The 22,529-nt window shown below is 44.4% G+C and carries 21 protein-coding genes; 17 read left to right on the top strand and 4 right to left on the bottom strand.

The features are described from left to right. Positions 1-16 precede the first annotated feature (16 nt). The 3 genes from IPP74_05040 (at position 17) to IPP74_05030 (ending at position 2,552) form a co-directional block, all read left to right on the top strand. Positions 17-1,786 carry a ShlB/FhaC/HecB family hemolysin secretion/activation protein gene (locus tag IPP74_05040; protein ID MBL0318641.1) on the top strand — a complete coding sequence of 590 codons (1,770 nt, stop codon included), beginning with the start codon at positions 17-19 and terminating at the stop codon, positions 1,784-1,786. Between the two features lie 249 nt (positions 1,787-2,035). Beyond that, positions 2,036-2,293, top strand: a complete 258-nt coding sequence (locus tag IPP74_05035) for a type II toxin-antitoxin system prevent-host-death family antitoxin (protein ID MBL0318640.1) — start codon at positions 2,036-2,038, stop codon at positions 2,291-2,293. Continuing rightward, on the top strand, positions 2,280-2,552 hold the full coding sequence (locus IPP74_05030) for a Txe/YoeB family addiction module toxin (protein MBL0318639.1): 273 nt from the start codon (positions 2,280-2,282) through the stop codon (positions 2,550-2,552). Before IPP74_05035 ends, IPP74_05030 begins: the two co-directional genes overlap by 14 nt. A gap of 608 nt (positions 2,553-3,160) precedes the next feature. On the opposite strand, the gene IPP74_05025 is transcribed toward IPP74_05030, so the two are convergent. Next, entirely contained in the window at positions 3,161-3,832 is a 672-nt protein-coding gene (locus tag IPP74_05025; protein MBL0318638.1) for a YggS family pyridoxal phosphate-dependent enzyme, read from the bottom strand. A 59-nt stretch (positions 3,833-3,891) separates the two neighbouring features. On the opposite strand from IPP74_05025, the gene IPP74_05020 reads away from it, so the two are divergent. The 6 genes from IPP74_05020 (at position 3,892) to IPP74_04995 (ending at position 10,809) form a co-directional block, all read left to right on the top strand. Then, entirely contained in the window at positions 3,892-4,464 is a 573-nt protein-coding gene (locus tag IPP74_05020) for a thiamine phosphate synthase (protein ID MBL0318637.1), read from the top strand. Between the two features lie 199 nt (positions 4,465-4,663). Next, positions 4,664-5,830, top strand: a complete 1,167-nt coding sequence (locus IPP74_05015; GenBank protein MBL0318636.1) for a porin — start codon at positions 4,664-4,666, stop codon at positions 5,828-5,830. Between the two features lie 104 nt (positions 5,831-5,934). Next, positions 5,935-6,471 (top strand): DUF3576 domain-containing protein, encoded by a 537-nt coding sequence (locus IPP74_05010; protein MBL0318635.1) that lies wholly within the window; start codon positions 5,935-5,937, stop codon positions 6,469-6,471. Between the two features lie 84 nt (positions 6,472-6,555). Further along, entirely contained in the window at positions 6,556-9,132 is a 2,577-nt protein-coding gene (locus IPP74_05005) for a leucine--tRNA ligase (GenBank protein ID MBL0318634.1), read from the top strand. 44 nt (positions 9,133-9,176) lie between these two features. After that, a complete protein-coding gene (locus IPP74_05000) occupies positions 9,177-9,800 on the top strand; it encodes a hypothetical protein (protein ID MBL0318633.1) in 624 nt (207 codons plus the stop codon). Beyond that, positions 9,775-10,809: a DNA polymerase III subunit delta gene (locus IPP74_04995; protein ID MBL0318632.1), complete on the top strand. Its 1,035-nt coding sequence runs from the start codon at positions 9,775-9,777 to the stop codon at positions 10,807-10,809. Before IPP74_05000 ends, IPP74_04995 begins: the two co-directional genes overlap by 26 nt. Position 10,810: 1 nt before the next feature. Here the strand turns inward: IPP74_04995 and IPP74_04990 are convergent, their stop codons facing one another. After that, positions 10,811-11,281, bottom strand: coding sequence for a tRNA (cytidine(34)-2'-O)-methyltransferase (locus tag IPP74_04990; GenBank protein ID MBL0318631.1), 471 nt, complete (start codon positions 11,279-11,281; stop codon positions 10,811-10,813). A 95-nt stretch (positions 11,282-11,376) separates the two neighbouring features. Continuing rightward, positions 11,377-13,038, bottom strand: a complete 1,662-nt coding sequence (locus tag IPP74_04985; GenBank protein MBL0318630.1) for a hypothetical protein — start codon at positions 13,036-13,038, stop codon at positions 11,377-11,379. A 272-nt stretch (positions 13,039-13,310) separates the two neighbouring features. Here IPP74_04985 and petA point away from each other — a divergent pair, with 272 nt between their 5' ends. From petA to IPP74_04970, 3 genes are read left to right on the top strand one after another with little or no spacing between them, the layout of a single operon-like run. Continuing rightward, complete coding sequence (gene petA / locus IPP74_04980) at positions 13,311-13,838, top strand: ubiquinol-cytochrome c reductase iron-sulfur subunit (GenBank protein ID MBL0318629.1); 528 nt, start codon at positions 13,311-13,313, stop codon at positions 13,836-13,838. A gap of 6 nt (positions 13,839-13,844) precedes the next feature. Further along, positions 13,845-15,083 carry a cytochrome b N-terminal domain-containing protein gene (locus tag IPP74_04975; protein MBL0318628.1) on the top strand — a complete coding sequence of 413 codons (1,239 nt, stop codon included), beginning with the start codon at positions 13,845-13,847 and terminating at the stop codon, positions 15,081-15,083. An 11-nt stretch (positions 15,084-15,094) separates the two neighbouring features. Beyond that, positions 15,095-15,862 carry a cytochrome c1 gene (locus IPP74_04970; GenBank protein ID MBL0318627.1) on the top strand — a complete coding sequence of 256 codons (768 nt, stop codon included), beginning with the start codon at positions 15,095-15,097 and terminating at the stop codon, positions 15,860-15,862. 231 nt (positions 15,863-16,093) lie between these two features. Here the strand turns inward: IPP74_04970 and IPP74_04965 are convergent, their stop codons facing one another. Then, on the bottom strand, positions 16,094-17,428 hold the full coding sequence (locus IPP74_04965) for a citrate synthase (GenBank protein ID MBL0318626.1): 1,335 nt from the start codon (positions 17,426-17,428) through the stop codon (positions 16,094-16,096). Between the two features lie 245 nt (positions 17,429-17,673). Between IPP74_04965 and IPP74_04960 the strand changes: the two genes are divergently transcribed. Genes IPP74_04960 through recO form a run of 5 tightly spaced genes read left to right on the top strand, consistent with a single transcriptional unit; the run spans position 17,674 to position 22,463 of the window. Next, on the top strand, positions 17,674-17,979 hold the full coding sequence (locus IPP74_04960; protein ID MBL0318625.1) for an STAS domain-containing protein: 306 nt from the start codon (positions 17,674-17,676) through the stop codon (positions 17,977-17,979). Positions 17,980-17,997: 18 nt separating this feature from the next. Next, positions 17,998-18,681, top strand: coding sequence for a hypothetical protein (locus tag IPP74_04955; protein ID MBL0318624.1), 684 nt, complete (start codon positions 17,998-18,000; stop codon positions 18,679-18,681). A gap of 17 nt (positions 18,682-18,698) precedes the next feature. Then, entirely contained in the window at positions 18,699-19,862 is a 1,164-nt protein-coding gene (locus IPP74_04950) for a fused response regulator/phosphatase (protein MBL0318623.1), read from the top strand. Positions 19,863-19,920: 58 nt separating this feature from the next. Continuing rightward, positions 19,921-21,744 (top strand): glutamine--fructose-6-phosphate transaminase (isomerizing), encoded by a 1,824-nt coding sequence (gene glmS / locus IPP74_04945; protein MBL0318622.1) that lies wholly within the window; start codon positions 19,921-19,923, stop codon positions 21,742-21,744. Further along, positions 21,744-22,463: a DNA repair protein RecO gene (gene recO, locus IPP74_04940; GenBank protein MBL0318621.1), complete on the top strand. Its 720-nt coding sequence runs from the start codon at positions 21,744-21,746 to the stop codon at positions 22,461-22,463. Before glmS ends, recO begins: the two co-directional genes overlap by 1 nt. Positions 22,464-22,529 lie beyond the last annotated feature (66 nt).

Genomic DNA, 22,529 nt, shown 5'->3' with positions numbered 1-22,529 from the left:
ATTAAGAAAGATTATTATGATTGTTTATTCAAATTCAAGATGTATTGGTTTTCTCATTACCCTGTGCCTAATGTTTCCTTCGCCAGGATTTGCAATTCCTCCTGTGGACGAGCAGAGGGCCATTGAGCAGCAAAATCGTATTTTGCAACAACAGGATAAAGCGTTTGATCAATGGCAACAGCAACATCAGCACGAACAGCAAAGCCCGGATATCGAAATAGATATTCCTCAGCAGCCTTCGGCTACAGGTGCAAATAAAAACCGTTGCTTTGAGGTGCAAACCATCACGCTTGAGGGGGCAGCTAAAGTGGATGCCCAAACGCAACAACAACTGGTGGCTCCTTATATTAACACGTGCATATCGGTGCAGTCGATACAGTCATTGGTGAAAGAAGTAACCGCTTATTATGTTGGCAAAGGGTATATTACTACCCGTGTCTACGTACCAAAACAGGATTTGCATCAAGGTTCATTAAAGCTGCAAGTGATAGAAGGAAAACTCGAAGCGATTCAATTGAATAAGAACTCAACGCAAGATCAATGGCAGGTAGCAACCGCTTTTCCGCAAATGAAGCGGGGCGAATTATTGAATCTGCGTGATTTAGAACAGGGGCTTGATCAAATGGGGCGTTTATCGTCTAACAACGCCACGATGGATTTATTGCCTGGTAAAGAAAAAGGCAGCAGCATTGTTTCGTTGTCCAATACCCCACAACATCAGACACGGTTTGTATTGGGGGCCGATAATGCTGGCCAAAAATCAACCGGAGAATATCGACTGAAGGGTACGTTGTATCGTGATAACCTGATTGGGGTCAATGATTTCTGGTCGCTGAATTATGCAGAAAATCCCGATTCCACCAGTGGTAAACTCAGCCGCAGTGCGGGTTTGTATGTCTCTGTTCCCTACGGTTATTGGACCTTCTCATCCAATGCCACATACTCCGAATATGAAAGCACCATCAATGGCTCGGTAACCGATTTTATTACCTCAGGTAATACCGATAATTATTCGGTCGATCTCAGTCGCTTGATCTATCGTTCGCAAACCCAAAAACTTTCGCTTGCGGGAAGGCTTGATTTAAAAGAAAGCGAAAATTTTATCGAAGATGTTAAAATCGATAATAGCAGCCGTAGCCTGAGTGTTGCCTCGCTAACGCTAGATCACAGTTATCATTATAACGGCCATACATTGAGTTCAGCTATGGCCTATCATCAAGGGTTAGATGCCTTTGGTGCCAAAGAAGATGGTAGCGGATTAACATCAGTGAACCCGCGTGCGCAGTTTCAGAAATTCACGGCAGATGTTAATTATTGCCATCCAGTGCCGTTGTCTGGGTCGTTTGCCCTCAATTATTGTGGTAATGCGCAAGGGCAGTATAGTTTTGATCCGCTCTACAGTCAGGAACAATTAGCTATTGGCGATCAATATAGTGTGCGTGGTTTTAAAGAAAATGGCATTTCCGGTGATAGCGGCGCTTATCTGCGTAATGAATTATCGTTTGTGTTGCCACCGTTAAGTGATAAGGAATGGTATCAGTCAGTTATTGGATCTATCCAACCGTTTGTGGCATATGATAATGGGATGATCCGTGATATGGGTGGCAAAGAAGCCAATGGCGGGCGTGGCAAAGGCTATTTAAGTGGTTGGGCAACGGGGATCAATATCCAAAGTCCTTATTTAAATATTGGCCTTACTTATTCTCAACCAATCACATCTCCTTCATTTGTGACGGAGCGGGATGATGAAATTTATGCATCGGCTTCGGTGACGATACGCTTGTAGGTGGATATGCAAATACAGTACGTCGGTTGGGAGAGAGGATGGCAATTTACTTTGAGCCAAGTCAGATTGCCAAGATTGTTTGTATAGCACCCATTAAAATAGAAACAAAGCATGATTTGGACGATCCAAGCTTTTATCAGACGGAACATATCCTATCCGAAACGGCCTGGTCCATAGGTTTCGAAGATTGAAGCTATTGACTAAATAAGTACATGTGCTAAAATAAGTACTTATAGTTGGGGGCGTACCATGCGAGTTATAAGCTACACATCAGCAAGAAATCACTTTAAGGATGTTATGGATAAGGTATGTGATGACCATGCCCCAACGATTATCACACGCCAGAATGAGCGGCCTGTTGTCATGATGTCGCTTGAGGACTATAACTCTATCCAAGAGACCTTCTATCTTGTTCGAAGCCCTGCGAATGCCTCCCGCTTAATTGAGTCGATACAGCAACTAAATAGTGGGCAAACGCAAGTGAGAGAGTTGGATGACGGCGAGTAAGATAACCAAAGTTTCATTTACTGACCACTGTTGGGAAGAATATCTTTACTGGCAGGATTACGACAAAAAGATTCTGAAAAAGGTAAATAAGTTAATTAAAGATATCAAGAGGGATCCCTGTAATGGTATAGGAAAACCAGAACCGTTAAAATTTGACCTTTCTGGTTTCTGGTCGAGGCGCATCAGTGATGAGCATCGTTTAGTATACAGGGTTGATAATGATACCTTGAATATCATCCAATGCCGCTACCACTATTGAGTGGTTGGGGGAGAAAGGGGCTGGTCCTATTTTAGGACACTGACGCCCTCTTGCATTTCACTAAAAAGCAATAGCAAGTTACCTGTTTATATTAAACAGGTCCGAGCGGCGTGCAGTTATGGCTTTTCCAAGTCCGGCACAAGAGGCAAACATTATGGCAGGTGTGAAGCACCTTCTCCTGTCTTCGTCAATGGGACATCCGAAACGAGGTTTTAGAGATCGATCAACTTTTTTCCTGACTTCTGCCAAATGTGAGGCTGTTTGGTTTTGTTTTTAATAGAATCATTGAATGACAGCATGTTGCCTTCCCACCTCCCCGGCCTTTGGCCACCCCTCGTTACCAGAGGAGGGGTGACGGGGAGTACTGCGCCTCCCTTTTATGCTTTGAAAATAATCTCAGTTGAGGATCTATCGCTCTTATTCTTCTAGGATCGCATGTACATCAAAGGAACATACCAAATCTCGGCAAGACACCCAAAACGAATTTTATCATTCAATAACCTATTAATTTATAATGATCTGAAATTTCAAATCTCAGTAGCCGACGAAAACAAGAAGAGTGGGAACCCAGCTAAATTCCACATTACTTAACCTATTATTAAACGGGCTTAGACCAGGGTTTCCCGCTTACCAAACAGCGCCGTTCCCACACGTATGATGGTGGCGCCAAATCGAATGGCTGTATTAAAATCGTGGCTCATGCCCATGCTCAACTGATTAAGCTGGTAGCGATCTGCCAGCTTTTTTAAGAGGGCAAAATAAAGATCGGGATGTTCATTTTCGGGAGGAATGCACATCAGGCCGATAATAGGAAGTGCTAGTGCCTGACAGGCTTGCATGAGGGCAGGGAGTTCTGCTGGCAACACTCCGTCTTTCTGGGGTTCTTCACCAATATTCACCTGGATAAAGCAAGGAACTTCCTTGTTTTGCTTGGTCATGGATTTTTTTAAGCATTCAGCCAGTTTAATGCTGTCGAGTGAGTGGATGCAATCAAACAGAGCCACTGCTTCATCACATTTATTGCTCTGTAAATGGCCAATCAAATGGCATTGAATATGGGGGTGTTTTTCTTTTAGAGCAGGCCATTTGGCCTGGGCTTCCTGCACTTTGTTTTCACCAAACAGATTCATGCCCGCGTTAATGGCTTCTTCGATGATGTCGATGGGTTGCTGTTTGCTTGCTGCCATGAGCCTGACCGCGTGTGGAGGGCGGGATGATTCTTTTTCGGCTTGTGTTATTTGCTCTTGTATTCGGATAAAGTGTGTGTGTATGCTTTCCATAGGCTGGCAAAAAATAAATGAAATATGGGCGGACATGATCATCCCATATGGACACGAAAATGTTTAAAAGTAAAGCAAAACAACCCCGATTTTTAAAGGTACTAATCGCCGATGAAGCGAATCGCGCATTCCTGAAAGCCAAGTTGGGTGGCGCGGTTGATGTCGATTTGATCATCGTGCGGGATTATGAATGCCCTAATCGATGTGGATGGGCGCAGGAATTGGTTCGCTTCGGCCATGCGCGGCGTATACCTGTTATGGTAGCAAGAGATGGAAGATTGGCCGATGTTGTGGGGGCCGATGGCTGTCATTTTCCAGAAAAATTGATGCGGCAATCCCTTTGGTGGCGATACCAGCATCGCCATTGGTATCTTTCGGCATCGGCTCATACTGAATACGCAGTTGCCCAGGCAAACCGCTTACCGCTTGATTTTCTGTTAGTCTCTCCTGTTTTTAGAACCCAAAGCCACGAAGGGGGTCGGCCGCTTGGATTCATGGTGTTGCGGAAGTTAGTGCAGAAATCGCGCTGCCCCGTTATTGCCCTTGGCGGCATTAGCCACAAAAATATAAACTCCTTATTAAATACGGGGGTGGAGGGGGCTGCAATGATAAGGGGTGTAATATCGAGATAGGGTGCGTAATTGATTAGAATAGATGCCCTTGGAGGGGGTTTGTGGCAATTATGCAACAGATGTAAAGTAAGGTTGGGTTTGCACGAAGAAAATATTAAATAGTGTTGGTATGGCCCCTTGTGAGCTGATAAAGTTTATTTAATTGTCAGGGCTATCGTCCTGCAATTGTGTGTTTAATCATTTATTAAAGGTCGTGATTATGAATAAAATTCTTTTAGCAACCTCAGCTTTAGTTGGTGCAGTGTCATTGTACGCTGGTGCTGCTATGGCTGCTGGACCTGAAGTTACTGTTGGTGGCTTCTTAAATTTCCAAGTTGGTCATTCAAGCCAGAAAGATTCTTACGAGACCGGTAATTACTCTCGTAAAACTCACTTCTTGAACGATACCGAAATTCACGTTAAAGTTGACGGCAAAACAGACAATGGCATCGGTTACGGTGGTGTTATCGAGTTGAATGCTGACGTTACTGAAGACGGTGATAGCGATGGCGTTAATGCTGATAAAACCTTCCTCTTTGTTGATACAGCTTGGGGACGTGGTGAATTCGGTAATATGTCTGGTGCTGAGCACATCTTGAAAGTTGATGCTTCAACCTTCGCACGTGCTACCGGTGGTATTGATGGTGATTGGTACTATTATGCTAACGTTCAACCAGGTACAAATGCCTATCCTTTTTCAGGCGTTGCTGATGGTAACTATATCATCCATCCAGATCTGCCTTCTCAACATGAGAAAAGCGACACTGAAGATGCTACCAAAATCAGCTACTACACACCACGTATCGCTGGTTTCCAAGCTGGCGTGAGCTACACCAATGATCAAGGTGATGCTGGAACAGCTGCTGGTTTCTCTGCAAACGACGACTCTTTCCAATATCATAACGTGTGGAGCGGTGGTGTTAACTATACCGGCCAATTCAGTGATGTTGGCGTTGCTGCGTCATTAACTGGTGAAACAGGTAAAGATGAAAACAATGATACTCGTAGCTTGAAAGCTTGGGCTGCTGGTGCTAACGTTTCTTACATGGGCTTCACCGTTGGTGGATCTTATGGTGATTGGAACAAAAGCCAGATCGTAGATGCTCCTGCTTTCAACGGTCTTGATGCTAATTACTGGACATTGGGTGGTGCTTACGCTTTTGGCCCTGCTGCTGTTAGTGTTACCTATCTCGACAGTGAATATGCCGACTCTGCTGGCTTTAACAACAATTTCCAAAATTTAGTTCTTGGCGCTGACTACCAATTGGCTCCTGGATTCGTTCCTTATGTTGAAGTTAGCTTCTTCAACACCAAAACCGATGCGAACGGTGCTGGTGGTGATAACGACGGTTCAGTATGGTTAGCTGGTACAGAATTGACCTTCTAATTTAATAGAATTGTCGACGAAAAGGGCAGCTTCGGCTGCCCTTTTTTATTTGTACTTAAAAATCTGCGTGACAAATCGGAGATATTTCGGTATGTATGGGGGATATGAAAAGATTATTTGCAATTTTATCCTTAGTTTTTGCGATGCACACATTGATTGGTTGTTCAACAGCCGATCTTGATGTCAGTCATTCCTATCCTCAAGACCCAGAAGATGTTCGCCGCTTACGAAACGGTAAGCTTACTGGGGATGAAGGAATAAGCTTTGGCGGCAAGAAAAAACGTGGAGATAGTGGCACAAGCAGTGGTCCTTCTATCGGCGTTAACAGCTATTTGTGGCGCGCAACGTTGGATACGATTTCTTTTATGCCATTAGTTTCGGCGGATCCGTTTGGTGGCGTTATCATTACCGACTGGTATGAAGATCCATCGACTCCCAATGAGCGTTTCAAATTGAATATTGCGATTTTAGATAAACAACTTAATGCTAATGGTGTTAAGGTTTCTGCTTTTAAGCAGGCATTGGATGATAAACATAATTGGCGCGACAGTGCTGTTGACCCGTCTATTTCGGGAGATCTTGAAAACAAGATACTAACCAGAGCGCGTGAATTAAGAATCAAAGATATCAATAGCAAATAATCCCAGATCAACTCCCTGTATGTGATCGATAATAGATAAACGTCTTTAGGGTGTTCCTGGATGGATCTGTTCAAAAGGTAATATATGGCAGTTGTTGAGAATTACAGTTTTCGTGAAAATGAAAAAAAATGGCAAAAGGCCTGGGACGATAAACAGGTTTTTACCGTTGATGAATCGGCGGACAAACCGTCCTATTATGTGCTGGAAATGTTTCCGTATCCATCCGGAAAAATCCATATGGGCCATTTACGTAATTATGCGATTGGCGATGTCGTTGCCCGTTATAAAAAGGCAAAAGGATTCCAGGTGCTGCATCCGATGGGATGGGATGCATTTGGCTTGCCGGCGGAAAATGCCGCCATTGAAAATAAAGTCCATCCGGCTCAATGGACATTCAGTAATATTGCGCATATGCGCCAGCAGCTTAAATCGATTGGCTTTTCCTATGATTGGGATCGCGAAATTGCCACATGTGCCCCTGAATATTATCAACATGAACAGAAAATGTTCCTGGCTTTTTATAAAAAAGGCTTAGCCTACCGTAAAGAAGCAACGGTCAATTGGGATCCAGTTGATAACACTGTCCTGGCCAACGAACAGGTGATTGATGGGCGTGGCTGGCGGTCGGGTGCTGTGGTTGAGCAGCGCAAATTAAAGCAATGGTTCTTACGTATTACCGATTATGCTGAGGAGTTATTGCAAGGGCTTTCTACCTTAAGCGGTTGGCCTGAAAAAGTGAAATTAATGCAGGAAAAATGGATTGGCAAATCATTCGGTGCTAAAGTCTGGTTTGTGGTAAAAGGCTGGGATGAAAAGCTCGAAGTGTTTACGACCAGGCCCGATACTCTTTTTGGTGCTAGTTTTTGCGCCCTGTCGCCTCAACATCCCTGGGCATTACAAATGGCCCAATCCAACCCAGAGCTTGCTGCTTTTATCGAAGAATGCAGTCGGCATGGTACAGCCACTGAAGTGATAGAAACACAGGAAAAGAAAGGCGTTGATACCGGCTATAAAGTCGTTCATCCGTTTGATTCTTCAATCGAACTGCCGCTGTATGTTGCTAATTTTGTCTTGATGGATTATGGAACCGGCGCTATTTTTGCCTGCCCTGCACATGATCAGCGCGATTTGGATTTTGCCAGAAAATATGGTTTGAAGGTCCTGCCCGTCGTTGCGCCCGTAGGTGTGGATCCTGCCTCTGTGACGATTGGAACAGAAGCCCATACAGAAGACGGCGTGATGATTCATTCGTCCTTCCTCAATGGGTTAACGGTAGAGGAAGCCAAAAAAAGAGCCATCGCTGAATTGGTTGCCAAACACCTAGGTGAAGAAACCATCCATTACCGCCTGCGCGACTGGGGAGTCTCTCGCCAGCGTTATTGGGGATGCCCCATTCCCATGATTTTATGTCCTCATTGCGGTGATGTGCCGGTTTCCGAAGATGCCTTACCCGTGACGCTGCCTGAGGATGTCGATTTTGAAGGCACAGGCAATCCCATAGCACGCCATCCTACCTGGAAGCAGGTGCGTTGCCCTCAATGTGGTAGTCAGGCAGAGCGGGAAACCGATACGTTTGACACGTTTTTTGAATCATCCTGGTATTTTGCACGTTTCTGTTCGCCTAAAAGCGATAAAGGAATTGAAGGAGAGCTGGCACAAAAATGGTTGCCGGTAGATCAGTATATTGGTGGGATTGAACATGCGGTACTGCACTTGCTGTACTCCCGTTTTTTCACCAAAGCATTACGTGATTGCGGTTGTTTTAACATTGATGAACCCTTTGCCGGATTATTGACGCAAGGGATGGTGTGCCACGAAACTTATAAAGACCCGCAAGGCAAGTGGGTATCACCTGATGATCTCAAAGGCGATGCTAAAACAGGTTATGTGCATCTTAAAACCGGTGAACCTATTACGGTCGGCCGCATTGAGAAAATGAGTAAATCAAAAAAGAATGTGGTCGACCCCGCCCATATCATTACCAGTTACGGTGCAGACACTGCGCGATTATTTATGTTGTCTGACAGTCCACCGGATCGTGATTTGGAATGGAGCGATGCTGGCGTCGATGGATGCTGGCGTTATGTCAATCGGTTGTGGCGTTTTGTGGCGCAATTGGTAGAGGAACATCCGCGTCCGATTATTGATATTGAAACCATCACGCTGGATAAGCATCTGGCTTTGCGAACCAAAACGCATAAAACCATTCATGCGGTATCGGAAGATCTGGAACAATTCCATTTTAACCGAGCGGTTGCCAGAATACGTGAACTTTCCAATGATGTGATGACCCATCCGCTTGAAGATGAACAAGCGCGCGCGGTTGTTTATGAAGCCATGGATGCCATTGTCCAATTATTTTCGCCGATGATTCCCCATGTGGCAGAAGAATTATGGTCGATGCTTGGTTACCGCGAGTGGCTGGTTAATAGCACGTGGCCAACAGCGAACCCAGCATTGATGGTGGATAACCAGATAACAATGGCAATCCAGGTGAATGGAAAATTGCGCGGTACGATTTCAGTGCCACCCAACACCGTTGATGCTGAAGTAGAAAAAGCAGCCTTTGCTGTTCCAACAGTGCAGGCTTTCCTCAGTGACAAGACCGTAAAAAAGTGTATCATTGTTCCTAATCGAATTGTGAACATAGTGGTGGTATGAAACCTTGTTTAAAAAGGCTTGTTGCGTTAGGGGGTTGCTTAATATTGACTGCTTGCGGTTATTTTGCGCCGGTTTATGGCACTCAATCAACAGATAGGGCATCGGTTGATAACGGTATAGCGGTCAATGAACTGGCTGCTATTAAGGTTAATCCCATTGCCGATAGAATGGGTCATAATGTGCGGACGCATTTAGAGGATCTACTTAACCCTCAATCGCTTGATGTTACACCCAAATATACGTTAGACATCAAACTTACCAGAACCGAAGATCCCTTTGCTATTCGTCCAGACCGAAGTGCGGCCAGTGTACAGATGCTGATTTTAGCGGAATATGTTCTTAAAAATAGAGAAACGGGAACCATCCTCGATAAAGGCTCCATTAAAACCAAAGGGAGTTATAACCGCCTGGAGTCGGAGTTTGGTACCTATACTGCCCAGGAAAATGAAACATTGCATATCGGGCAGGATATCGCCGAAAAATTTAGATTACGGTTGTTGTCGGTGTTTTATGATGAAAAGCAACGGGTGATAAAACAAGAGAACCATGTAAGTGGCGCGGAAATAAAAGAAGAAAAAGAAGAAAAAGAAGAAACAAGCGAAAGTGCTGAAGAAAAAACGGGAACGGTATCAGGGGGAGACTATGAAAATAAACCCTACACAAATTGAACAATTTATCGCATCACAACTTCACTCCATTAAAGTTGTATTGGTATATGGCCCTAATACCGGGTTGGTGAGTGTGCGTGCCAAAGGGATGATTCATAAAGTGATTGGCCAGGTTGATGATCCATTCCGTATGGCGACCATGACGTTTGATTCGATTAAAGATGATCCAGCAAGGCTTGCCGATGAAATGGGGGCTATCAGCATGATGGGTGGAAGACGTTTAATTCGGATTACCAATGCATTGCCTTCGTTATCTAAACCAATTCAGGAAGTGTTAGAACAGGTAAAAACGGATGCGTTGATTGTTATTATAGCCGGTGATTTACCGCCTAAGTCAACGTTGCGCAGCTGGTGTGAATCACAACCGCATGCGGCAGCGCTTGCTTGCTACCAGGAAGAAGGTGCAGCGTTGCGAAAAGTGATTGAGGATGAGTTGGGCAGTAAGGGGTATAAAATTTCAGCGGATGCTGTAACGTACCTCCAACAATCTTTTTCTGGTGATCGCTTGCAGGCGCTGAGTGAAATTGAAAAATTAATTACCTATAAAGGCAGCGAAAAACTGATCCAATTACATGATGCCCAGGCCGTGGTGGGCGATGCAGCAGAAGCAACGCTGGATGATCTCGCTGTTGCCGTTATGAAAGGCGAGCATGCCCAGGTTCAAACCATGTTATCACGTTTATTTTATGAGGGAATGCAGCCGATTGCTGTGATACGTGCTGTCTTGCGCTATGTTAATCGTCTTTTAGAAGCACGCTGCTCGATTGAGCAGGGGATTTCTGCCAAAGATGCGATAGCCCGCATGAAGCCACCCATTTTCTTTAAATATGCTCCCCAATTTCAAATACAGATTCAACGCTGGAAGGCGGCAACGTTAATTAAAGTGGTCCGCTCGCTGGTGCAGACCGAAAAAATGTGCAAGGAAACAGGAATGCCAGCCGCCTTGTTATGTCAGCAGATATTAATGAATATTGCATTGAAAGCCAATCCGGTCGGACGAAACGTTTAATTTACGCTCTATCAAAATGCCCAGTTTGTCTTAAGGCCTCCCCTACAACCATCGAAGCGGCAACGGCTACGTTGAGGGAGCGCATCTGGTTATACATGGGGATAATCACAGCATCATCCACATGTGCATGGACAGATTCTGGAACGCCAGCGGTCTCGCGGCCGACCATGAGGATATCACCTGGCTTAAATTGAAATTGACTATAGGGGGTGGTGGCCTTGGTCGATAATAAAATAATACGTGAATAAGCCGGCTGCGTGTTTCGCCAGGCTAGAAAATCGTTCCAGGAAGGATGGCGATGCAGCGCTGCATAATCGATATAATCCATACCCGCGCGTTTAAATTTTTTATCATCAAAAGGAAAGCCGCATGGTTCAATGATGTCCATAGGAATATCCATACATGCAGCAAGGCGAATTAAAGTGCCCAGATTTTGTGGGATATCAACTTGGTAAAGGGCTAATCGGATCATAAATGTGCGTGATAGGTTATGGGGAAAGCAATAGACTAAAAATTGCTCAAAACAGAACTAAGATCAAGCAAATTCAACGAGTAAGCCAGGTTAACTCATAAGGACCGTTCAACTGGTGATGGTGATTTACGGCCTTCTGCCACGCTGGTTTGCCAAAGAGGGGGGCGTTCCTCAACTAAAGGTGGTAGTTTCTCAATTATTCTGGGCCGCGTCCCTACAGATTCTAGAATTTCTGAAACGGTATCAATCCAGGCTGTTAGGTCTGAAATCTCTATTATCGTTTCTACAAAACACGTCATTGATTCTTTAATATTATCAAATGAACGAAAAAGAATGGTCGAAGCTTCGTCGCTGTTGTTGTGTATGCGGGAGCAGGTGCGATTAAAAATATCCTCACTTATGTTTAACTGAATTAATTGACAACAAAGAGCAAGGTTATCGCGAATCAGTGATTCAAATGGCTTGTTGATAGACTCATCGGCTAGAGGGATTTTGGCTAAATCATAATAAGTAGGAAGTTGCCCTACCGTTTCTCTCAGATTAGGAGCCTTTCTGTCTAGTTTCCTCGGCGTTGTAAGGTTAGGATTAAGGCAATGGCATAATAAAAAAGTATGGTTAATAAAGTTAAAAACCTGGGGCGCTTGCTTAATCGCGAACGCATTGATATTATAAGAGGAAATGCTTTGATGTTGTTCATCATTCTTTAGAAAGTCATGGAAAGACTCATTAAATTCTTTGATAAATTCATCATTGCCTTTCAAGATTTTTCTCTCCGTGAGTTGGTCTAAAAAGGGTTTGGTTTGTTTTTGAAGGGGCTGGCAAATAGACTTGAGATCTGTAATATATTCCTCAAGCAATTGCTTGGCGCTGCCGAGGATGCCTTGAATCCCTTCTAGCGTGACCACATGCCGAAGGTGAGGTTTGCAAATATATTCAAGCATCTCTACATCGTAAATTTCAAGACAAGGCAGTGAGCTGTTAATTAAAAAGAGTGTTCTAACGGGTAAGTTAGGGGTTTTGGCTGCTTTTTCTAACACATAACTCACCATATGATTCCATGTTGAAGCGTGACCCCTTTGTCGGGTATGTTTAAGCTGATAGGCCACTGCTTCCAGTGGAAACTTATTAAGAAAGGTCGAGCACTCTATGTGGTAGTTGGAAATATCTGCCATGAACATTTTTTTTAGGGCCAAATCTGAAATTCGTGCGTGCAGCGCAGGATTCTGATTGCACATGACGATGGCATCAATGGTCATTTGTGGATTATCGGTTTTTTTGACAACTTCTTCGATTAAATCAAGATTTATATCAAGCTGTTTTCTTTTAAGAGCATATCGTACCGCATGTTCAAGCACTTCAAAGTCACAATATTGCCTAAGTTCATTAGGAAACATGTCAAGAAGCAACATAACCTTGTCAAGTTGGTTACGCTTTGTGTGTGCATGCAAGGCATATTCAATGGGATGTGATAGGTCGTGATGGTTAATTAATTGATTGTCCCATAGGCCTTTTATCAACACATAATTAGAATCTTTTGCCATAAGATCTTGAATAATGTCGCGTTTGTGAACTTGGAATAGCGTGCATGTTTTTACATAATTCCAGTTTTTTTCTTCAATAGCATTCCTAAGAATCCTAAGGGAGAAATCTGTATCAACGCCGTTTTCCAGAGCAGGAGCGGAATGGGATCTTTCGCGTGTGCTGGTGGTAAGGGGGGGTACGTTAGTGAGGTCTTCGAGGGTCCGGGATTGTTTCATGCGATAGGTTCTACATAATTAGAATTGATTTTAAAGGTATGCTGTTTTGTACTACAAAGATAAATGAAAATTAATAGTTCAATGTTAGGTTTATACTAAAAGTTATGGAATCTATGCGCCAAATTAGCAAAAGTAAAGTCGTTTCATCGAGGGGGAGAGCTGCTTAATGATGAATAAGTGGGGGTGGTAAGTGAGTTTTTGCTAGATTTTTGTCAATTTATTGAATATAAATCCACTTAGAACTTATCTAATCTAAGATCAAGAGAAATTCGATGTCACAAACTCCTACACTCAATAAACCGACTCGTCGGGATTTTATCGTTTTGACTGCTAACACCATGGTTGGTATGGGCGCTGCAGCTATGGTATGGCCGTTGGTTGATTCGCTCAGCCCCTCTGCCGATGTGCTAGCATTGTCTTCAACCGAAGTTGATATCAGCTCTGTGCCTGAAGGCCAGGCCATTACCGTTATGTGGAGGGGGAAACCCGTGTTTATCCGCCATCGTACTGCTGCTGAAATTAAAGCCGCCCGCGAAGCTCCCCTTGCTGGAATGATCGATCCGCAAAAGGATGAAGACCGCGTTAAAAAAGGCAAGGAACAATGGTTAATCGCTGTTGGTGTTTGTACGCATCTTGGCTGTGTGCCGGTTGGGTATGCTGGAGATTATAATGGGTGGTTCTGCCCGTGCCATGGTTCCCAATATGATACTTCCGGAAGGATCCGCAAAGGCCCCGCTCCTAAGAATCTTCTGGTTCCAGAGTATCAATTTACTAGTGATAATGTAATTCGTATAGGTTAATGATCCATGACAGCATCTCATCAGCACGTTTCTAAAAATGGAAAAGGCATTAAAAACTGGATAGAAGATCGTTTTCCGATATTTGGTTTTATGAAGCACCAGCAGGAATATCAGGTTCCTCGTAATTTAAATTATGCTTATAATTTTGGCTCCTTAGCCGGTATTGCGTTGGTACTTCAGATCGTGACCGGTATTATTCTGGCTATGCAATATACTCCACATGTGGATCATGCGTTTGACAGCGTTGAGCGGATTATGCGTGATGTAAATTATGGGTGGTTGCTGCGCTATATGCACGCCGTGGGTGCATCGATGTTTTTCTTGGTGGTGTATGCCCATATTATCCGTGGCTTATATTATGGTTCCTATAAATCGCCGCGCGAATTCATATGGTGGTTTGGTATTATCATTTTTGTGACGATGATGGCTACTGCATTTATGGGATATGTGTTGCCGTGGGGACAAATGAGTTACTGGGGGGCTACTGTAATCACCAATTTATTCTCGGCGGTGCCAGTGATAGGCGATAAAATCGTTACCTGGTTGTGGGGTGGTTTTTCGGTTGATAATCCGACCTTAAACCGGTTTTTTGCCCTGCATTATTTGTTGCCATTTGTTATTCTAGGCCTGGTTGTCTTCCATGTGATTGCTTTGCACGTCCATGGCTCTACCAATCCAACCGGTGTTGAAGTGAAAACGCCTAAGGATACTATCCCGTTCCATCCTTATTACACGATCAAGGATTATTTTGGAATTGGGGTGTTCTTGTTGCTGTATTTCTATTTTGTATTCTTCTCACCCAATAGCCTTGGGCATCCAGACAATTATATCCCCGCTAATCCGATGGTAACTCCGGCGCACATCGTCCCTGAATGGTACTTCTTGCCGTTCTATGCGATTCTGCGTGCAGTTCCAGATAAGCTGGGTGGTGTTATCATGATGTTTGGTGCCATTTTGATTCTGTTCTTTATTCCATGGTTGGATCGATCGAAAGTACGCAGTGGCCGTTATCGTCCAATGTTGAAGCCGTTCTTCTGGTTATTCATCGCTAATGGTATATTGCTTGGGTATCTGGGCTCGCAACCGCCTGAAGGAATCTTCGTTCTGATCGCGCGTTTGGCAACCGTCTATTATTACGCTTATTTCCTGGTAGTCTTGCCGTTCCTGCCTCGTATTGAAAAAACAAGGCCGGTACCAGAATCCATCAGTGCCGATATTGAAAAGCGTAAAGCAAATAAGAAATAATTGAGGGTCGTATGAATAAGAAAGCCAGAATTCTGGTAGCAGTTGCCGCATCGTTAGTTGCTATACCTGCTATTGCTTCCACCATGAGCCATGCCTTGAAACCAAAAGAGATACAGTGGTCTTTTAAGGGTGCATTGGGCAGGGTTGATAAACAAGCTGCCCAACGTGGGTTTCAGGTTTATAAGGAAGTGTGTTCTTCATGCCATTCACTCAAACGTGTGGCTTTCCGTAATTTAGCGGATTTAGGTTTTTCAGAAGATGAAGTGAAAACCCTTGCTGCAACGTATAAAGTTCAAGATGGGCCTAATGATGCCGGAGATATGTTTGATCGCCCTGCACGCCCATCGGATCGTATTCCTGAACCGTTTGCTAATGAGAAGGCCGCGCGTGCAGCCAATGGCGGAGCCTATCCTCCTGATTTATCGTTGATGGTGAAGGCGCGTCATGAAGGTGCTGATTATATGTATTCGTTGCTGACCGGATTCCAGCAGCCGCCTGCGGATATGAAAATGAATACAGGCATGCATTATAATCCATATTTTGCAGGTGGCCAGATTGCTATGCCAGCTCCCCTTGCAGAAGGGGCGGTTACGTATCAAGATGGGACCGTTGCAAGTGTTGATCAAATGGCACAGGATGTTGTTAATTTCCTGCAATGGACTGCCGAGCCCGAAATGGAACATCGTAAAAGCCTTGGTTTAAAAGTCCTGCTGTTTATGGCTCTATTCACCATTATGTTCTACGTTGCTAAAGTGCGCGTGTGGTCTAAGGTTAAATAACGTAGCCAAGTAGGGTCAAATCCTGCCATAAACGCTGTGGGGAGGTTTGCGGGGCATTGCTCCAAACTCCCCGCTTCTTGCACCAAGCGCCTCCATCTTCGGCTCAAACGCCGTGCTTTTTCTCTATTGCTGCAAGTGTTGTTAAGAAGCCGCTGGGTCCCCAGCCCAAGTGAGCTGAGGACGATGGAATTTTGTCGTGGCGGAGAACAATGATTATGACCAATAAACTGCTTATTTACGCTTGTCCATGCCAACATAGGTGCGTGGTGTAGCGCCGCAGAATAACTGGCGTGGACGGCCGATTTTTTGCTCAGGATCTTCAATCATTTCTTTCCATTGAGCAATCCAGCCTGCTGTACGGGCTATAGCAAAGAGTACCGTGAACATTTGTGTCGGTATTTTCATCGCACGGTAAATGATACCGGAATAGAAATCGACGTTTGGATAGAGTTTCCGAGAAATGAAATATTCATCACTGAGAGCTATTTCTTCGAGCTTCATGGCAATTTCAAGCAAAGGTGATTGTGCATCACCTGTTTCCTTGAGAACCTCATAGCAGGTTTCACGCATTACTTGGGCGCGAGGATCATAATGTTTATAAACGCGATGGCCAAAACCCATCAGGCGGAAATTATCATTTGGATCTTTAGCTCGTTTGATAAATTCAGGGATGCGGTCAACGCTGCCAATTTCTTCAAGCATGTGGATTACAGCTTCATTAGCCCCACCATGCGCTGGTCCCCAGAGTGATGCAATACCAGCGCCGATGCAGGCAAATGGATTGGCGCCTGTAGAACCAGAAAGGCGTACGGTTGATGTTGAGGCATTTTGCTCGTGATCGGCATGCAGGATAAGGATAGTGTCCATCGCACGGGCTAATACAGGCGATACCTCGTAAGGTTCACACGGAGTACTAAACATCATATGGATAAAATTAGCGGCATAACCAAGATTATTTTGCGGATACATGAAGGGTTGTCCTTCGGAATATTTATAGGCCATAGCAGCCAGCGTAGGCATCTTTGAAATCAGTTGCAATGCTGACAATTCGCGGTGACGGGGATCATGAATATTAAGCTGGTCATGATAAAATGCAGATAACGATGCTGCTGCTCCCACCATGACGGCCATTGGGTGGGCCGATCGGGGAAACGCCTTAATGAGAGAATGGATTTGATCATGGGCCATGGTGTGGCGACGAATATGATCTTTAAACGGTTTAAATTGGTCTTCCGTTGGCAGCTCACCATAATAAAGCAAATAAGAGACTTCCAGGAAATTACTGTTTTTAGCAAGATCGGCTATATCATAACCACGGTAACGCAAAATGCCTTCATCCCCATCAATATAAGTGATGTGTGAACGGCACGATGCGGTTGACATAAAGCCAGGGTCATACGTGAAATAGCCGGTATCCTTATAGAGGTTGCGTACATCAATGACATCAGGACCTTCGGAGGCTGTGTAAATAGGAAGTTTGGCAACTTTGTCGCCAATGGTTAACGTAGCCGTCTGCTGTTGAACATTTGAATCTTTTTCTTTTACTTGTCCTGGCGCTGCGCTCATAACTGTCTCGTGTTTTCAATGAATTTCAAATCATTTTGTGCATTTTCATTTCATGCACAAACTCCCTTAGTCAAGTGTAAGAGAATCAACATCAAACCGCAATGGGTTTATTAAATTGGGTAGGCAGCTGTTTGTCTTTTGAAGCGTTCTAAAGAATTGAAAAAACAAGTGGCTTCCAATCTTAACGATCCATTAACACACTTTGGTGATACTGATTCAACGTCGTTTTGTACAGAGGGGGGATTATGGACTACAGTAAAAGCATGATTGGCGATACATCGGAAGTATTTATTAAAGGCAAATTTACCTTTGCCGATCACCAGGTGTTTCGTTCAATGTTTTCGTTATTGAATCAAAAAGATGTCAGAAATTTGGTTTTTGATTTTAAAGAAACCGAGTTTATTGATTCGGCGGCTTTGGGAATTTTGCTGCTTTTACGTGATGAAGCAGAAAAAGTATCCGTTGGCTTGACCTTGCGCAACCCAAATGGTCAAATCAAGAAAATGTTTAAAGTGTCACGATTTTATGATTTGTTCCAGATTGTGGAATAGATTGGTAGAGGAAATTCTATGCGTCTTCATAGTTATCACGTAGATGACCAGACTATTAAAGCCATTGAAAGCAAATGCACGCGCGTTCAAAAAGAGTTGCCGGGACTTTCTGAAGGTCGTGGTCGGGTGGTTTTGGTTCCGCAAATTACCCAGCGTGATTTATTGCGTTTGTCGCAAATGGCATTCAGCGGTTATGTGGAGGTGGGAGGTGATGCCGATAAAGTATCACAAACCATTAACCAGTCTCTTCAAAATTCGGTGAATAGTATTACGGTTTGCCTGACAACGCGCACGTTTACAGCCATCGATGCTGCTCATGTGCTGATTGATCAATTTGAGGTTGGCTTTGCCTTAAATCCCTTAAAGCGGGAAAAAATAATTACGGCGTTGCATGAAGGTATATTGCGAGGGATTATCTATAATCTTGAATTATGCCCCTGGGCTAAAGAATTATCCGACTTGCCTATCTTTTTTGACATGTTCTACACGCGTATAGCTGATATTGGATATGGTCGAAGAAGAATCACTGTCGTGATCGACGGCGATGCTGAGAATGTTAGCTTCACCGTAGCGATTGATCCTGCAGTTAGGGTAGAAGAAACCGATGATGAAAAACGCGCTCTCATTGAAGCGGTAGCAGACAAGGTTTCTATTTCCAATAATGGGCAGGCTATTACCGCTACCTTTAAAAATCATAATTAATCCAGCAATTGGTGCTTATGCTTCGCGATCTTTCTATTCTTATAGCCAGTCAGGATGACCAGCAGCTTATCCTTATGAAGGAGGCGCTTATTGAAAAAGGCTTTTCCAAGATTTCCATAGCCACATCAAGCAATGAAGCGCTCGACAAACTCTTTGAATACCATGTTGATCTGGTGTTTATCCAATCAGGATTGCCCCAGATTGATTTGGGATTATTTGTTCATCTGGCAAGGCAGCATCGGGATGCAAGAAAGATTGGCATTATCGTTATGTTGTCCCCCGAATATCCAACAAGTGAAAATATATTTTCCTTAGAAGTCGATGATATTATCAACATCATGCCAAGCAAAGAAGAAATAGGCTTCCGTATTGGTAAATATGTTGAAGTCCAAGCCATAGGTGAAGAGCTGGATTACGCCAATTATATGCTGAAAACCGAAAGAAATGAAGCTGGTTATCTACAGGAATCACTCTTGCCTGATGCCGCATTCTTGCAACGGCTTCGTGATGAATATGCTGTTGATATGGGAGTCTATGTTGAGCCTTCAGCCATATTGGGAGGTGACATGTGGGGAGCTCAGACTCTCACTGCAGAAAAATTAGCGATTTATATGGTGGATTTTTCTGGCCACGGAGTGATGGCCGCCATTAATACATTTAGACTGAACACGATTTTGCAAGAACATCCAAATGTAAATGATGATCCAGGCGCCTACCTGACACAGATTAATACATTGCTGTTGAAGATTTTGCCCAAAGGAAATTTTGCTACGATGTTTTATGGCGTTCTTGATATTGCCACTCATCAATTATCCTATGCGTGCGCGGCGTCGCCTAATGCTTTTGTCTGGTATGAGGATAAAGGCCAATGCCGTGTACTTGATGGTTCTGGATTTCCTCTAGGCATTACTGCTTCTGCCAATTATCAGACGCAGCAGATTGAATTCCCTAAAGGCAGTAGCTTAATGCTCTATAGTGATGCGCTGATTGAAACAGAAGACAGCAGGGGTATTTATTTTACAGAAGAAAAAATCCAACACTATATGGAGCAGTTAGTTCATGGAGAACTTAAAGTGACCACCAAACAAGCGCTGGATCTATTAATCCAGCACTTCCAGGATTACTACAGCAAGAAACTGGAAGATGATTTAACCGTATGCTTGTTGCAGCGGAGCTTGTGAACGGTTATACTCATGCAAGAATATTCATCCCATACATTGTCTCAATAGGAAAAACGCTATGTGCGGTATTATCGGAATTGTCAGTAATAAAAATGTAGTTCAGGCTGTTGTGGATGGACTGAAGCGCCTGGAATATCGGGGATATGATTCAGCAGGGGTAGCAACGTCTGCGGGGGGATATCTGGTCAGTCGGAGGATGCAGGGAAAATTATCAGCGCTTGAAGCGTTGCTGGTTCAAGAGCCATTACAGGGAAGTATAGTGATTGGCCATACACGCTGGGCTACTCACGGTGCACCGACCATTAACAATGCCCATCCACATAGCTCGGAGTTGGTATCTGTGGTGCATAATGGAATTATCGAAAATCATCAGGCATTACGGCAGGAATTAATGGCTAAGGGCCATCATTTTAACAGTGATACCGATACCGAAGTTATTCCTTACCTGATTACTCAATATATCAAAGAGGGAAAGTCACCCATCGAAGCGGCACAGGCTGCTTTGGCCCGATTACAGGGTGCGTTTGCTGTGGCGATCCTCTTTCGAGATGATCCAGAATTATTAATTGGCGCACGCCGTGGATCGCCGCTGGCGGTTGGTTATGGTGAAGGCGAAATGTATGTGGCGTCTGATGCCTATGCGCTAGCCCCTTATACCAAACGTTTGTCGTATCTGGAAGAAGGCGATATGGTGGTGGTACGCCGCGATTCGGTGCAGTTTTATGATGCAGCCGGTAACAACGTTCAGCGACAGGTGCGTATGTCATCCGTATCGGGTGACATGGTGGGCAAAGGAAATTACCGCCATTTTATGCAAAAAGAAATCCATGAACAGCCAACCGTTGTTGCTGAAACACTGAGTTATTACCTGCATCCAACCAGTGGTGAAATTGCCCTGCCAGTATTACCTTTTTCACTTAAAGATGTTGATAGGGTAACGATTGTTGCCTGTGGAACATCGTATTACGCAGGATTGGTGGCTAAATACTGGTTGGAGTCGGTCGCTAAAATTCCGGCTTCAGTGGATGTTGCTTCTGAGTTTCGCTACCGATGCCCGCCGCTATCTCCTGGAGGTTTGACTGTTTTCATTTCGCAGTCGGGCGAAACCGCCGATACGCTGGCTGCCTTGCGTTATGCCAGAGAAAATAAACAGCATGTGTTAGTGGTTGTGAATGCGGAAGAAAGCACCATGGCTCATGAGGCTGATGCTGTCTTGCGTACCCTTGCTGGGCCTGAAATTGGCGTTGCTTCCACCAAAGCTTTTACCACACAGATGACCGTACTGGCATGTTTAAGTTTAGCTATCGGTCGCGAACGTGGATCGTTATCGCCTGCTGAGGTAACCGAATACCAACAGGCTTTGGTAGGAATTCCTGCTAAAATGAGTGAAATTCTCAAGCGTGAAGATGAGTTTGTTGATATCTCACGTGCATTAGTGGATGCCTATAGCGTTCTCTATATTGGCAGGGGCACGTCCTATCCTCTTGCGTGTGAGGGAGCGCTTAAATTGAAAGAGCTTTCGTATATCCATGCGGAAGGGATTGCTGCTGGTGAATTAAAACATGGACCAATTGCGCTTATTGATCCCTCGGTACCGGTGATTGTGGTTGCCCCACACGATGCGTTATTTGAAAAAACCCTGTCTAATATTCAAGAAGTCGTAGCGCGTGGCGGCGATGTTATTGCGTTGGTGGATGAGCGCGATGTTTCTGCGTTTGAAGCATTGCCAGTCTGTCCGGTAGTTTTGCCGCAGATGCATGCGTTTATCACCCCGATTGTGTATGCAATTCCGGTGCAGTTGCTGGCATACCACACGGCGTCCTTTAAAGGAACCGATGTCGATCAGCCGCGTAATCTGGCAAAATCCGTGACGGTTGAATAATGTTTATTGAGGACGAGGCGATCGTCCTTTCAACGTCCAAATATGGTGAAAGTTCGGCTGTGCTAGTGATGCTGACCCGTGATCATGGGGTGTTTCATGGGATGGTTAAATATGTCCATTCCAAAAAAAATCGTTCTCTCTACCAGCCGGGTAATCGGCTGCGGATTCATTGGCAGGCCAGGCTTTTGGAACATTTAGGAACCATCAGCGCAGAAATGGTGGAGGACATTGCTTCGTGTGTCCTGGGGGATCATCAAGCTATACATGTGCTTGGTTCGATGGCTGCCTTATTGGCAACCGCATTACCTGAGCGTGATCCTAATCCTGAATTATTTGAAACGTCTTGGGCGTTGTTGAAGGCACTTAAAACACAAAAGCGATGGCCATCTTCTTATGTGGAGTTGGAAATGAAATTATTGCAAGATAGTGGCTTTGGTTTGGATTTAAGCAGTTGTGCTGTAACAGAAAAAACCGATGATTTGGTCTATATATCGCCTAAAACAGGACGTGCCGTCAGCCGTGAAGCGGGCAAGCCGTATCACGATCGATTGCTGCCTTTGCCCCGCGCCTGTATAGACATCTCATGCGCAGATGAATCGCAGGAGCAGTTGCGTGAAGCATTATCCGTGATGGCGTTCTTTTTGACAAAAAATATTTACATGCCACGCAACCGCGAATTGCCGTTGGCGCGGATGCGTCTTCAGGAAATGGTGAAATAATATGAGTAGGCATTTGCAAATGCCGGCTCATTATGGGATACTGGTAGAACTTCACAACAAAGGATT

The sequence above is a fragment of the Alphaproteobacteria bacterium genome (genome assembly GCA_016722515.1).
In the GTDB taxonomy this organism is placed as follows: Bacteria; Pseudomonadota; Alphaproteobacteria; order Rickettsiales; family JADKJE01; genus JADKJE01.
The sequence above is the reverse complement of the archived record's forward strand: the minus strand, read 5'-3'. Positions and strand labels throughout refer to the sequence as shown.